This window comes from Gloeobacter kilaueensis JS1 (assembly GCF_000484535.1).
GTDB lineage: Bacteria > Cyanobacteriota > Cyanobacteriia > Gloeobacterales > Gloeobacteraceae > Gloeobacter > Gloeobacter kilaueensis.
In genome coordinates, this window is the sequence record NC_022600.1 from 2,907,166 (window position 1) to 2,920,619 (window position 13,454).

13 protein-coding genes are annotated in these 13,454 nt (G+C 61.1%); 7 read left to right on the forward strand and 6 right to left on the reverse strand.

The annotated features are described in order from the left end of the window. Positions 1 to 99 precede the first annotated feature (99 nt). From GKIL_RS13505 to GKIL_RS13515, 3 genes are read left to right on the forward strand one after another with little or no spacing between them, the layout of a single operon-like run. On the forward strand, positions 100 to 2,073 hold the full coding sequence (locus GKIL_RS13505) for an FAD-dependent oxidoreductase (RefSeq protein ID WP_023174213.1): 1,974 nt from the start codon (positions 100 to 102) through the stop codon (positions 2,071 to 2,073). 3 nt (positions 2,074 to 2,076) lie between these two features. Continuing rightward, a complete protein-coding gene (locus GKIL_RS13510; protein ID WP_023174215.1) occupies positions 2,077 to 3,111 on the forward strand; it encodes an aromatic ring-hydroxylating dioxygenase subunit alpha in 1,035 nt (344 codons plus the stop codon). A gap of 45 nt (positions 3,112 to 3,156) precedes the next feature. Further along, on the forward strand, positions 3,157 to 3,936 hold the full coding sequence (locus tag GKIL_RS13515; protein WP_023174216.1) for an SAM hydrolase/SAM-dependent halogenase family protein: 780 nt from the start codon (positions 3,157 to 3,159) through the stop codon (positions 3,934 to 3,936). Here the strand turns inward: GKIL_RS13515 and GKIL_RS13520 are convergent. Then, positions 3,933 to 4,376, reverse strand: a complete 444-nt coding sequence (locus tag GKIL_RS13520) for an Rrf2 family transcriptional regulator (protein WP_023174217.1) — start codon at positions 4,374 to 4,376, stop codon at positions 3,933 to 3,935. The two genes, GKIL_RS13515 and GKIL_RS13520, sit on opposite strands and share 4 nt — an antisense overlap. 96 nt (positions 4,377 to 4,472) lie before the next feature. Here GKIL_RS13520 and petB point away from each other — a divergent pair, with 96 nt between their 5' ends. The 3 genes from petB to ftsH all read left to right on the forward strand — a co-directional run bounded on the left by petB (position 4,473) and on the right by ftsH (position 7,667). Further along, positions 4,473 to 5,120, forward strand: a complete 648-nt coding sequence (gene petB, locus GKIL_RS13525; RefSeq protein ID WP_023174219.1) for a cytochrome b6 — start codon at positions 4,473 to 4,475, stop codon at positions 5,118 to 5,120. A 36-nt stretch (positions 5,121 to 5,156) separates the two neighbouring features. Further along, positions 5,157 to 5,636, forward strand: coding sequence for a cytochrome b6-f complex subunit IV (petD, locus tag GKIL_RS13530; RefSeq protein WP_023174220.1), 480 nt, complete (start codon positions 5,157 to 5,159; stop codon positions 5,634 to 5,636). Positions 5,637 to 5,828: 192 nt separating this feature from the next. After that, positions 5,829 to 7,667: an ATP-dependent zinc metalloprotease FtsH gene (gene ftsH, locus GKIL_RS13535; RefSeq protein WP_023174221.1), complete on the forward strand. Its 1,839-nt coding sequence runs from the start codon at positions 5,829 to 5,831 to the stop codon at positions 7,665 to 7,667. 68 nt (positions 7,668 to 7,735) lie between these two features. Here the strand turns inward: ftsH and GKIL_RS22745 are convergent, their stop codons facing one another. After that, the gene (locus tag GKIL_RS22745) at positions 7,736 to 9,433 is read right to left on the reverse strand and encodes a TolC family protein (protein WP_023174222.1); all 1,698 of its coding nucleotides are present in this window, start codon (positions 9,431 to 9,433) and stop codon (positions 7,736 to 7,738) included. Between the two features lie 264 nt (positions 9,434 to 9,697). On the opposite strand from GKIL_RS22745, the gene GKIL_RS13545 reads away from it, so the two are divergent. Continuing rightward, positions 9,698 to 10,102, forward strand: coding sequence for a hypothetical protein (locus GKIL_RS13545; RefSeq protein WP_023174223.1), 405 nt, complete (start codon positions 9,698 to 9,700; stop codon positions 10,100 to 10,102). Positions 10,103 to 10,139: 37 nt separating this feature from the next. On the opposite strand, the gene GKIL_RS13550 is transcribed toward GKIL_RS13545, so the two are convergent. The 4 genes from GKIL_RS13550 to GKIL_RS24230 all read right to left on the reverse strand — a co-directional run bounded on the left by GKIL_RS13550 (position 10,140) and on the right by GKIL_RS24230 (position 13,447). Further along, the gene (locus GKIL_RS13550; protein ID WP_187293814.1) at positions 10,140 to 10,796 is read right to left on the reverse strand and encodes an SIMPL domain-containing protein; all 657 of its coding nucleotides are present in this window, start codon (positions 10,794 to 10,796) and stop codon (positions 10,140 to 10,142) included. Between the two features lie 94 nt (positions 10,797 to 10,890). Then, entirely contained in the window at positions 10,891 to 11,364 is a 474-nt protein-coding gene (locus GKIL_RS13555; RefSeq protein ID WP_023174225.1) for a putative molybdenum carrier protein, read from the reverse strand. Further along, the gene (locus GKIL_RS13560; RefSeq protein WP_023174226.1) at positions 11,364 to 12,362 is read right to left on the reverse strand and encodes a hypothetical protein; all 999 of its coding nucleotides are present in this window, start codon (positions 12,360 to 12,362) and stop codon (positions 11,364 to 11,366) included. The genes GKIL_RS13555 and GKIL_RS13560 overlap by 1 nt, the downstream gene beginning before the upstream one ends. Beyond that, complete coding sequence (locus GKIL_RS24230) at positions 12,359 to 13,447, reverse strand: 2OG-Fe(II) oxygenase (protein WP_023174227.1); 1,089 nt, start codon at positions 13,445 to 13,447, stop codon at positions 12,359 to 12,361. The genes GKIL_RS13560 and GKIL_RS24230 overlap by 4 nt, the downstream gene beginning before the upstream one ends. Between the last annotated feature and the right edge of the window lie 7 nt (positions 13,448 to 13,454).

Consider the following 13,454-nt stretch of genomic DNA (forward strand, 5'->3'; position numbering starts at 1 on the left):
GCTTTTGGTTTAGTTGTTAACTTTATTAAGAGATCCTGGAACTTCGCTCGAAGTGAGCGGTGCTCTGGGTAAGTTCGGACCGTAGCTTCAAAGGTGCGTGTGCGTGAACCTCGAACTGGCCCACTTACGAGCAGATTGCGGTGGCGCACCTTCTCCCGTCGCCGCCTGCTCGGCTGGCTGACATTAGCAGCAGCTGGTGGCGGTCTGTTGCAGTGGCGCTTCGCAAAGGCACAGCCTGCAGTCTTTGAGCAGGACAGGCTTCAGTTGCCCCGACGGCTGGACAGGCCGCGCCGGGTCGCTGTTGTCGGCGGTGGACTGGCGGGACTGGCCTGCGCCTACGAGCTGACGAGTCGGGGCTTTCAAGTGACGCTCATCGAGCGCGCCGACCAACTGGGTGGCAAGCTCGTGAGCTGGCCTATCGAGGTACTGGGCGAAAAGTTCACGATGGAGCACGGCTTTCACGGCTTCTTCCCCCAGTACTACAACCTCAAGAGCCTGGTGGCCGAACTGGGACTGGGGGGGAATTTTCGCGATCTCAAGACCTACGCGGTTCTCTACCGCCGCAAGTACGCCCCCGAAATTTTTCGCCCGAGCAGTGCTGCCTTTCCGTGGAACATCGTCGATCTGGCGATCGCATCGGCCAATCGGGCCGACTGGGGCCTTAACCTGGTAAGCCCCGCCCACTGGCAGGTCTTCCAGGCGATCACCAGCTTCCACTCCCAGCAGAACCGCAGGCCGCTGGAGGATTTTTCGGTGAGCGAGTGGGCAGCCGGCAGCTTTCCGAGGGGACTGTTCGATCTCTATTTTTTGCCCTTCGCCAAATCGACCCTCAACGCCCCGGATTTGCTGAGCGTCGGGGAGATGCTCCAGTTTTTTCACTTTTATTTTTTTGGCAACCCCGAGGGCCTTGCCTTTCAGGGCACCCGCACCGATATGGGCACGAGTTTGATCGAGCCGATGGCGCGGGCGATAACGCGCTGCGGCGGCACGATCGTCGCGGGTGCTCAGATCGAGCACATCCGCTGGCAAAATGGCCGGATCGCTTCGCTCACCTACCGCCAGGGCAACAGCAGCTCCGGTACAGTTCCTTTCTGGGTAGAGCCAGATCGCGTCCACAGCGCCGGTCCCGACCAGAACTATACGGACGGCGAGCAGTCCTTCGCCGTGCGGGGGGCGGCCCGCCAGGCGGTCTCCCTCACCTGTACCCACCAGGGCTGCACGGTGGCTCGCCTGCCGGACGGTCAGTTTCGCTGCCCCTGCCACGGTGCCACCTACGACAGCGAGGGGCGGGTCTTGCAGGGACCAGCCCGCCGGGACCTGCCTCGCCTCAAGGTCGTTTCGTCCACCGGCGAGCGGCTGCAACTGGCAAGCGAAGCACCGGCGGCAACACCGGTGGAGCTTGAGGCCGATTACTTTGTGCTGGCGGCGGACGTGCCGGGAATGCAACAGCTATTTGAGCGCAGTTCGGGCGATGTCAACGAGGCCGTGCGCGATCAGGTGCGCAAGTTACCGGTCGCCGACCCGTTTGCAGTCGCCCGCTTCTGGTTCGACCGCGACTTCGAGTGGCACTACAGCGACTTTGCCTCGCTGTCGGGTTACCGGCTCACCGACAGCATCACCCTCTACCACCACATCCAGCGCGAGTACATCGAGTGGGCAAAGCGCACCGGCGGCAGCGTCGTCGAACTGCACGCCTACTGCTACAAAGAAAAAGAATTTCCGACCCGCGAGGGACTGCTCGCCACCTTCGAGGCAGAACTGTTCGAGATCGTGCCTGCCCTGCGCACCGCCCGCATCCTGCACCGGGAACTGCTCAATCAAAAAAACTTCTCCGGTTATCCCCCCGGCAGCTACGCCGATCGCCCCGAGACAAAGACAGCGGTGGCGAATCTGCTGTTTGCCGGTGACTGGGTAAAGATGCCCTTTCCCTGCGGCCTGATGGAGCGGGCGGTGAGTTCCGGCCTTCTTGCCGCCAACGCCATCTTGCAATCAGAGGGGCTGCAGCGGCGGACCCTGCACACGGTCAACCCGGAAGGTGCCCTGCGTCCCCTCACCCGGCTGTGGGATCCGTAGGCGATGAACGACATTCGCAGGCTGCCCATCAACCCCGACCACTGGTACGCCGTCGCCCAGAGCCACGAACTGGCCCACAAGCCCCTGGCAGTCACCCTCTGGGACAGGGCGATCGTTCTATTTCGCAGCCAGAGCGGCACTGTTCATGCCCTGGAGGACCGCTGCCCCCACCGGCAGGTCAGACTGAGCGGTGGCCGCATTTTCAAAGACGAACTGGAGTGCGCCTACCACGGCTGGCGCTTCGACAGCCAGGGCATCTGCACCTACGCGCCCTACCAGCAGGGGGTTCCTAGAGGCTGCCGGGTGCGCTCCTACCCCGCCTGCGAGGGCGACGGCTTTGTCTGGATTTTTGCGGGCGATCCGGCGCAGGCCCACAGCCGGTTGCCCCTCGCCATTCCCGAATGGTCGCACCTTAACTACATCGCCACCGTCTCGCTCATCGACTGCCGGGCCCATTTTTCGTATCTCATCGAAAACCTGATGGACATGCACCACGGCCACCTCCACGAGAACTTCCAGGCGTGGGGCGAAGCTCAGCTTGAGTCGTTGAGCGAGCAACCGGAGCAAATAGACGCCACCTACACCGCCGAGAGCTACTACCGCATCGATCGGATCTGGTCGGTGGCGCAACTGTTTATACCGGCCCTGCGCCAGCCCCACCCGGAGACGCTCAAGGTGAGCTACATCTATCCCCACTGGCGATCCAGTCTGGGAGCCGATTTTCGGATCTATTGCCTGATCTGCCCCACGGGATTGCGCACTACCCGCGCCTACCTCGTTCACTTCACCTCCCTCGAAGCGTTCGATCACCTGCACAAACTGCCGGTGCCCTTTCGCCGCTTAGTTAAAGACAGCTTCTTCGGCTCCGCCCAGAGCCTGCTCGACGGGCTGGTGCGCCAGGATGTCGAGATGATCGAACAGGAACAGCGCGCCTACGACCACTCGCCCTCTCAAAAAAACTGGGAACCGAACCGTGCCCTCGCCGCCGTACAGCGCCTGATTCGCGCCCAGAGCCGGGCTGGTCAATCGGCACTGTAGGTTCTACGCTGTAAATAAACAGCGATCCTGGAGAATGGACAGATCATGGCTGTAATCACGCTCCTCAGTGACTACGGTCTGGAGACCAGTGCCGTCGGTGCCATCAAGGGCACCCTCATGAAGGGGTGTCCGGGCGTACAACTTATCGACCTCACCCACCAGATCCAGCCGCAGGATCTGCTTGCGGCCCGCTTCGAGCTGATGACGGCCTACCGCAGCTTTCCGGAGGCGACGGTGCATCTGGCGATCGTCGATCCGGGGGCGATGCTGGGCCGTCGGGCGGTGGCCTTTCGCACCGCCCAATATGCTTTTGTCGGCCCAGACAATGGCCTGTTCGACGGTGTGCTCGATCTCGAACCAGCTTTAGAGGCGGTGGAGTTGCCCGGTCTCCAGTCGCCGCCCAATCGCCTGTTTCGAGGCCGCGATGTCTTTGCCCCGGCGGCAGCCGCCCTCGCTGCCGGCAAAGCTCTCAGCCAGGTTGGCAGGCCCATCGCCCCGGCGTCGCTGGCGCGCTTTGAGGTCAACCTCGCCGATCGGCGGGCGGACGGCATCCACGGCCAGATCCAGAGAATCGACCGCTTCGGCAACTTGATTACGAACATTCCCGGCGAATGGGTAGGCGAGCGGCTCTGGGAAGTGCGCGTCCTGGGCCATCACTTTCTTTTTTCCCTTGCCGGTGCCGATCCCCAGGGGGGCAGACTGCAGGCACAGATCGCAAGCCACGGCTTTGTCCAACTGGTCTTCGAGGGAGGCGACTGTGCGCGCCGCCTTGGGGTGGCAGTGGGCCAGGGCGTCGTCATGCGCAGCCTCAGTCCTGTGCTCTAGACGATGAACTGGCCATCGCTATTTTGGGCAGCCTGGTAGCTGCGGGCATCAAAGTACAGATCTTCGAGCGTCACCTGATCGAGGGCAGCGAGCACCGAGCGGTGCAGCCGGTCCCAGAGGGCAAACGTTACCCAGTCCTCCGCCTGCTCGTCGTCGCGCAACTGCCGACTCAACGGCTCGATCCCATCGCCCACGGCCCTGAGGATCGCCCCCAGGCTGATCTGCGCCGGTGGCCGGGCGAGCAGATAGCCCCCCTGCACTCCCCGCACCGAAGCCACGAAACCGTTTTGTCGCAAAATAATGAGTAATTGCTCAAGAAAATGTTTAGAAATGTTCTGACGAAGGGCGATCTGGCGGATCGACTGCGGTGGTCCGGCGCGGTGGATCGCCAGATCCAGCAACGCTTTAACGCTGTAATGGCCCCGGGCGGTTAATTTCATCTTTCGATTAAGTATTGTAAAGGAGAACGGATGGTATTCTGGAGTCGGTGTTACATTCATGCGTAAAGCGCAATTTATTGCAAGGACTGCGGCTTCATGAGCAAGGTGTATGACTGGTTCCAGGAGCGCCTCGAAGTTCAAGCGCTCGCGGACGACATCACAAGCAAGTACGTCCCTCCCCACGTGAACATCTTCTACTGCCTGGGCGGGGTGACGCTGATTTGCTTTTTGATCCAATTCGCCACCGGCTTTGCGATGACCTACTACTATAAGCCGACGGTGGCCGAGGCGTTCAGCTCGGTCAACTACATCATGAACGAGGTGAGCTTCGGCTGGCTGATTCGCTCGATCCATCGCTGGTCGGCTTCGATGATGGTGCTGGCGATGATCCTGCACGTCTGCCGGGTCTACCTGACGGGCGGCTTCAAGCGCCCGCGCGAGTTGACCTGGGTAACGGGTGTTCTGCTCGCTTGCCTCACGGTCAGCTTCGGTGTGACCGGCTACTCGCTGCCCTGGGATCAAGTAGGGTACTGGGCGGTCAAGATCGTCACCCAGGTGCCCTCGGCCATTCCGGTCGTAGGCGATCTGATCGTGCAGTTCCTGCGCGGCGGTGCCGGTGTCGGCCAGGAGACACTCACCCGTTTCTACAGCGCCCACACCTTTGTGCTACCCTGGCTGACAGTGGTTTTTATGTTGATGCACTTCTTGATGATTCGCAAGCAGGGCATCTCCGGTCCCCTGTAAGCACAAACCGGATTTACCAGACAAGGAGAGAGTGAGATGCCGATTAAGCGTCCCGAACTGGATGATCCTGAGATCCGCGAGCTGCTCGAACAGGGCATGGGCCACAACACCTACGGTGAGCCTTTCTGGCCCAACGACATCCTGATTTTTGGCGTCGTGATCTTCGGTACGATCGCAAGCATCGTTGCCCTGGCCGTCCTCGACCCGGCCAAGATGGGCGAGCCTGCCGATCCGTTCTTGACACCCAAGCACATCCTGCCGGAGTGGTACTTCTACCCGGTCTTCCAGATGCTGCGCACGGTGCCCAACAAGCTTCTGGGTGTCGTCTTGATGGTCGCGATTCCGCTCGGCCTGGCGCTCGTGCCTTTCATCGAGAACGTCAACAAGTTCCAGAACCCGTTCCGCCGCCCGATCGCCACCGCCGTCTTTTTGATTGGCGCAGTGGTCACCTTCTATCTGGGCATCGGAGCGATGATTCCTGACATCGGCAAGTCCCTCACCCTGGGACTGTTCTAAGCGCTGCCGATTCCACTTCGTCTTCCTAAAAAGCGCCGCAGACGCGGCGCTTTTTGCTTGTCGCTAGAATGTGCTGCCAAAGCGGCTTTGAGCCATAATAGAGGGAAGTCGGCTGTTGACGGATGCCCGCAGTTGGCCTAGCTTAAAATTAGTTAATAAACTTAACACTCGTGTCCGGGAGGGAGCCGTTCTGTGAATAACAAGAACTGGCGCAATGCAGGTCTTTACGTACTGCTGGCGATCGTCGTCATCTCGCTTGCCAGCGCTTTTTTCAGTGGTCAGCCCCAGGCTCAGCCCGAACTGCGCTACAGCGAGTTCCTGCAGCAGGTGGATCAAGGCCAGGTCAAGCAGGTGCAGGTCAATCAGGAGAACCTGACCGCCCAGGTGGTACTCAAGGATGACTCCAAGGTGCGGGTGAACCTGCCTCCGGGCGACAAGCAATTCTGGAATCTGATGCAGAAGAAGGGGGTCGAGGCGACGCCGATTCAGCCTAGCGGCAACAACTTCCTCTTCTCTGCCCTCAGCTCCTTCTTCTTCCCGCTGCTGCTTCTGGGCGGCCTGTTCTTTCTTTTGCGCCGCGCCCAGGGCGGTCCCGGCAACCAGGCGATGAACTTCGGCAAGTCGAAGGCCCGCGTGCAGATGGAGCCCCAGACCAAGACCACCTTCACCGACGTTGCGGGCGTCGAAGAAGCGAAGCTTGAGCTGCAGGAAGTCGTCGATTTTCTCAAGAACGCCGATCGCTTTACGGCGGTCGGGGCCAAGATTCCCAAGGGCGTGCTCCTCGTCGGTCCTCCCGGCACCGGCAAGACGCTGCTCGCCAAGGCAGTGGCCGGTGAGGCGGGGGTACCGTTCTTCTCGATCTCTGGTTCTGAATTTGTCGAGATGTTCGTGGGCGTCGGTGCCAGCCGGGTGCGCGATCTCTTCGAGCAGGCCAAGAAAAATGCCCCCTGCATCGTATTTATCGACGAAATCGATGCCGTAGGCCGCCAGCGCGGTGCCGGCCTCGGTGGCGGCAACGACGAGCGCGAGCAGACCCTCAACCAGTTACTGGTCGAGATGGACGGTTTCGAGGGCAACACTGGCATCATCATCATCGCCGCCACCAACCGCCCCGACGTCCTCGACGCGGCCCTGCTCAGGCCCGGTCGCTTCGATCGGCAGGTGGTCGTCGATCGGCCCGACTTCAAGGGCCGCCTGGAGATTCTCAAAGTCCACGCGCGCGGCAAGACCCTGGGCAAGGACATCGACCTCGAGAAGATTGCCCGTCGCACCCCCGGCTTTACCGGCGCGGATCTGGCGAACCTGCTCAACGAGGCCGCCATCCTCGCCGCCCGCCGCAACCTCTCCGAGATCTCGATGGACGAGGTCAACGACGCCGTCGATCGCGTCCTGGTCGGCCCCGAAAAGAAAAATCGTCTGATGACCGAAAAGCGCAAGCGGCTGGTAGCCTACCACGAGGTCGGTCACGCCCTGGTCGGTGCGCTTTTGCCCGAGTACGATCCGGTCCAGAAGATTTCGATCATCCCCCGTGGCATGGCCGGTGGCCTCACCTGGTTTGTGCCCGACGAAGAGCGCGCTGATTCCGGCCTTTATAGCCGCTCCTACATGATCAACATGATGGCGGTCGCCCTCGGTGGCCGAATCGCCGAGGAGTTGATCTACGGCGAGGCGGAGGTGACGACCGGAGCCTCCAACGACCTCCAGCAGGTGGCCCAGGTCGCCCGCAACATGGTCACCCGCTACGGCATGAGCGACAAGCTCGGTCCTGTGGCCCTGGGCCGCCAGGGCGGCAGCATGTTCCTGGGCCGCGACATCATGACCGAGCGCGACTTCTCCGAAAAGACAGCCGCTGTGATCGACAAAGAAGTGCGCGACCTCATCGACCAGGCTTACGACCTGGCGCGGAGCATCCTGCAGCGCAACCGCGAGCTGATGGACCGGGTGACCGAGGTGCTCGTTCAAAAAGAGACGGTCGACGCCGAAGAACTCGAGCAGTTGATCGAGGCCAGCCTCAGCAAGGCCACCGCCTGATCGGCAACTAAAAAGTCACACCCAGAGCACCCGGAAAGTAAATCCATCCGGGTGCTTTTTTACTGGCTTTAGAGACTGCCTACGGCCCGCTGGATGGCGACCAGAGCCCGGTTGTAGCCGATTACCGCCGTGAGCTGGTTGACCCGCGCCTGGGTGAGGTCACGATCGGCGGTGATCACATCCGTCTGGGTGCCCACGCCCGATTCAAAGCGGCGGCGGGCCAGCCGCAGTGCTTCGGTGGCGCTCACCACCGCGTCGTTGGCGGTCTGGATCTGCTGTCTTGCGGTCTCAAGCGTCGAGATCGAAGTCTCGACGCTGTAGCGCACGGTGTTGTAGGTGTCGCGGTAGTTGACCTCGGCGATGCGGGCAGTGGCGACGAACTGGGCAGCGTTGGCGTAGGCAGCACCGCCGTCAAACAGTTGCCACTGGATCTGGGCACCGACGCTGTAGCCGGTGTAGATGCCGACCACCTGATCGAGCATATTGTCGTAGAAAGCACCGGTGGCGAACAAACTCACCTGCGGACCGTACTGGGCGTAGTTGACAGCCTCGTTGGCCTTGGCCTGGCGGCGCAGGGTGTCCTGGTAGGCCAGCTCGGTGCGCTGGGTGAGAGCCCGCTGGATCGATTCGTTGAGGCCCAGCTTCCAGTCACCCACCTGCTCGATGGGTTCATTCGCCTTGATCTCCGTCGGATCGTCGTAGTTGAGCAATCGGGCCAGGTTGCGCTCGTTGACCACGCGCTGGTTGAGGGCGTTGAGATTTTGTTGGACGGAGTTGGCCAGTTGCACCTGGGCCTGGAGCACGGCGAAGTGGGTGCCGGTACCGGCCCGCTCTTGAGCCTGGGCGTCGCGGAGGCTGGCCTGGGCGCTCTTGACGGAGGCGGTGCCGATTTCGACGTTGCCGTCGGCGGTCTGCAGGTCGTAGTAGGAGCCGATCACCGTGTTGATCACGTTCTGGCGGGTGGTCTCGTAATTGAGCGTCGCCGCCTTCAGGTTCTCCTCGGCAGCGAGGATCGCACTGCCGACCTGACCGCTCGAATAGACGACCCAGTTGACGTTGATCGAGCCCTGGACCACTGAACTTTCCGATAGAAAGAGCGATCCGATATTTGAACTGGAGGTTGCCGTCGTAAAGGCGGTGGCAAGGGCCTGGGCCTGGGCATTGTTGAAGGCGGGCACCTGGCCGGAGCTGACAGTTGCGACGGCGCTGCCGGCAGGAACGGCTCCCGTGAGCGCGAGGGATAAGGGGTTGCTGCCGGGGGTTGCCGTCACGATGGCGTTGCCGGTGGTCACACCGAGCGAGGAGAAGACACTGCCGGTTCCTGTCTGCTGGAACTGGCTCGGATTGAACGTCGGGGTGTTCGCGGTGCTCTGGTTGATGAGCACCCGCTGGATCGTGTTCTGTGGCAGCTGGCTGTAGGTGTAGCTGGTGTTGAGGTTGATCGTCGGGTACAGCCCCGCCTGGGCCTGAAATTTACCCGCCAGAGCCTGCTCGACGGCGTAGCGGGCGGCCAGCAGTTGGGTACTGTTGGCGAGGGCGATGTTGATCGCGTCGCGCAGCCTGAGCGATACGGTGTTCTGAACCCGCAGTTCGACGGGGTTGGCCGGGATCGGCGGCCTCTGCACCTGAGCCGGGGGACCAGCGAGGTCGGCTGCTCCGCTGCCCGTGGGTGTCGCGTCTGGGCCGGTGGGCGCATTCTGGGCATGGGCTGCCCAGGCCGTGCTGAGGCTTACCGCCAACAGCAGCGCAGCGCTGCGAATTCTCATCGAAGGACACTCCTCAAGAAGCTATCGGGGGCTTGGGTGAGCAGATGGACTCACCGCCGGGGCTCACCGCGCAAAATTACGATCAACGCCGACGATTTAGACGATATAGGCGAATGCCCGGATCTGCAGTGTTTAGTTTATGAAGTTCCAGGGAATGAACTCAATAGCGTCGGGTTAATAACGAAAAGATTCAAGGAAGGTTGACAAAGGGCAGCGCGGCAACCGGTGATAATAAAGGACAATCCAGCCGGTGCAGTGAGAAAGATGACGAGAACCGCAGGCATACGGGTGTTTCTGGCCGCCGCGAGCGCAGGTAGCTGCCTGTCGGGCCTGCCCCTGCTCGCTCAGACCAGTCAGACGACGATCAATATTCCCAACACCAGCACGTTCGTCACGATACCGGGCACCTCCACCACCGGTCGCAGCGCCGTACCCGCCACGCCCACACCCACGACCGTACCGGTCTACGCCGGGCCGGTGCTGCCGGGGGGCACCTACAGCGGTCCTATCTCCGGCGGCACCTTCGTCAACGGTCTGCTCGTCACCCCAAACGGCAGCTACTCCAACACCGGCATCTACCAGGGGCTGCCGGCACCGGTGGTCAACTTCAACGCCGTCAACAACAACAACGGCACCTCGCCGACCCTCAGCCCCAGCAGTGGTCCTTAAATCCGTTTGGAAGCTCTCTGCGCGCCTGCCCTGAGCCTCAGTAGCTGATCTGGAGGGTAACATCCGCTTCGACCTGGGCGGTGCCGCCCTCGATCGGCGTCGAAGCGTCGGCGGAGAGCGTTTTGGCCAGGGCGAACGGTCGGGGCGGGCGACTGGTGTCGCCTACCTGAATCGAACGCACCTGTCTGGCGGTGAGGTTGAGGCTTTTGAGCACGGCATCCGCCTGGGCCTGGGCGTCGGCGACGGCCCGGCTGAGGGCGACGCTGCGCGCCGCATCGAGTTGGGCGTCGGGGGCACTGAAGCTCAGGTTCTGCACGACGTTCGCACCGCTGCCGACGGCGGAATCGAGAATTTTGCCCGCCTGGGCGATCGGCACCTGAAAGCTCAGGTTGCTGCTGGCCGTAAAGCCGATCACCTTCGCCGGTTCGCGGTTGACGGGGTTGTTATAGCGCGGATAGAGCTGTACGTTTGTCGTCCGCAGCTTCTGGACCTGCAACTGCTTGAGGCGATCGACCAGGGGGTTGAGCTGGGTGCGCAACTGCGCCTGGGCTTCGGCGGCGGTGGAACCGTCGGCCTGCACGCCGAGGTTGAAGATCGCATCGGTGTACGGAACGCTCTCGCTTCCGTGTCCTGTCACCGTCAGGGTGCGCTCGGGCGGCGTTGCCTCCTGGGCCTGGGCAGGGAGAAATGTCATAAGGGTAACGATGCAACTGAGAGCGACGACGAGAAGACGCCTTGGCATAGAGGGATGGGGGTAATGTCTCCACGAACCTAGCATTTCATCCTCTTCATTCGGGCGCAACAACCGATAGACACGAGCGCAAAAAAGTGTGAGCCCGCTCGTAGATATCAAGACGGCTGCTCAGGCGCGGCCCGGCGACGTTGAGAACTTTGATCGCCTGCCGGGCGAGCCAGTCGCTCACCTGATGCGGGTCTGGAGTGTCCGATAGATCGATCACCAGGCAGGGTCTACCCAACTCGGTGCAGAGGCGGCGGGTAAGGGCAGTGCCGCCGGTGAGCGCGCCGATTGTCAAGATCAGCGTGCCGTCCGAGTCGCGGACGTTCCAGGCGGTGCGCTGGGCCGGATCGGTGCTCGGCGTCTCCCTGAGGGGATATTCGTCAGCGATCGGACCGTCTTCTGCCCAGTGGCCAGCCGGACACCACCCTCCGATCGCAATACCTTGTTCGCGGGCCGCATCGAGGGCCGCGCGATCGACGCCGCTCTGGCCGCCGCTCACGATCTGCTTGAGGCTCAGGCCCATCAATCGAGAGGTCCGGCAAAGTCCGAATCGACGTAGTGAAACAGAATCGATGTCGAGGTGCAGTGCTGGGGCAGGCGCTTGCGGAAGTGAGAAATCGCCCGGCCCCGAAAAAGCAGTGCGTCCCCCAGAGCCTGATAGACCGTCACCAGTTCCCTCTCGGTTCGCAGATGCAGCGGCCAACCGGTGGCCAGTTCCGGCTCCGGTGCAAAGTCAAGGCAGAGAGCAAGGGTGTACTCGCACTGCTCGCGGTCACAATGCTCGGGCAACTCGACGCCCCCCGGATAGCAGAGGCTGAACACGTAGGAAGGCTTGAGGGGACGCCCGGCGACGGCACTCACGACTGCAGTGAGTTGATGGTGAAAGAAGTGAACGACCGGCTCGTTGTGAAGACTATAGAAGCGATAGTCGCCATCAACTCTCGGTTGCAGTCTGTCCTTGCGGTGCAGGTAGCGGTAGTACCGGCGCAATGCCCCCAGGTAGAAAGGATGGAGCAGACCCGCCAGGGGCACCCAGCCTTCCTTGAATTGTTCACCAGCCAGCCCAAGCTTTTGCTCCCAGACTCGACGCCCGATTGCCACATCCTCTTTAGCCCGCAGCACTCCTGCCCATCGCAGGAGCGAGCGCATAGAAGGTGTGAGACCTGCTGGTTCCTCTGCACCGGGTTGTAACTGCGAGAAGACCGCAGCAAGCCTGGAGCCATACCAGAACGGCATCTGGACCTGCGTAGCCGGATCGTTCAGCCAGACCGTCGGCCAGGTGTCAAGGAAAGCCGGTGGAATACTCGCGATCTGCTCGGGCCATTGACCGGCTGGTAGAAATTGGCAGGACGGGTTGACCACCAGTGAAACAGTCTCAGTTGCATCGACTGGCACGAATCTGGCAGGCACCAGGAAGTCTGGCTGCTCATCGAGCAGGCAATAAAAACGATCCGGCGCGGGTCTTTTGGCTGGGGCAGCCTGCAGCGCGCCGGTGAGCCAACTAAAGGTGAGGGTGCTCATCGATGCAACCAGCCGTTGATGGTGAAGCGGCTATCGGCAAACGCCTTCGAGGGGCAATGCACCGGCAGGATCTCGTGTACCAGTCGGCCTGGGAAAAAGACAATCTGGTTTTGTTGGGGGATGATGCCCTTAAAGGAGCTGGCTCCAGAACACCCGTTCTCGAAGGACGTGTCGTAGATTCGCAGCTCTCCACCAGTGAAAGCAACCGGTTCGCGGTGGAAGAAATAGATAAAGGTGATCTCCCTGGTGCGGCTCAACTCGTGGGTTGAATCGGTGTGCTTGCCAAAAAAATCGCCATCGTTGCTCGCCGTCATCTGCGGCTCGACTTCTGCGATTTCAAATGGTGTATATTCGAGCTTCTCAGCAATTCTCGGCCAATAAGAAAGAATGCGCTGAGTAAAAAGCGTGGAGTACCTTTCTAGATCGAAGAAGACGCGGGAGCGCCGCTGGCTAAAATCGAGGTTGTTCGTACCGCTGCCTGGCACGAGTACCCGGCTGGCTTGAAAGTGAGCCTCGTGAGCGAGGGCAAATTCGATCAGCCCAGTCAACTCCTCCTTGGATAAAAACTCTTCAAAGACTGCAACCTGCGTACCCCGTATGGTTGCACTGTTAACAGAACGCTGACCGTTGGGAGTCTGTTGGCCAATGAGCGGTTCTCTGCTTTTTCGAGTACTTGTCGTATCGGGTGGATGAATGCGCATCGGCACACCAGGAAGAGCATCGGGTGGATGAATGCGCATCGGCACACCAGGAAGAGCATCGGGTGGATGAATGCGCATCGGCACGCCGGGAAGACCAGGTTCTTGTGCATCGACACGGGCTGCTTGAGTGTTCATCTGGGTATCCACAAGACGACGCACCACCGCATCGCCAAACACTCTAGCCATACGCTGGCCGATAACATTCCCCACAGCACCGGCAAGTCTTTCGGCAATCGCCGCTTCTAATTCTGCAGAAGGTGTTTCATGGGATTTTATGTGCTGAAAAATACTGGCCAATAGCTGCCGTTCCTGGTCTGTGATCACTCGCTCATCTTTTATCAGAGCATCACAAAGCATGTCGATGGTTAGAGATTGTGTTTCCACCCGTGAG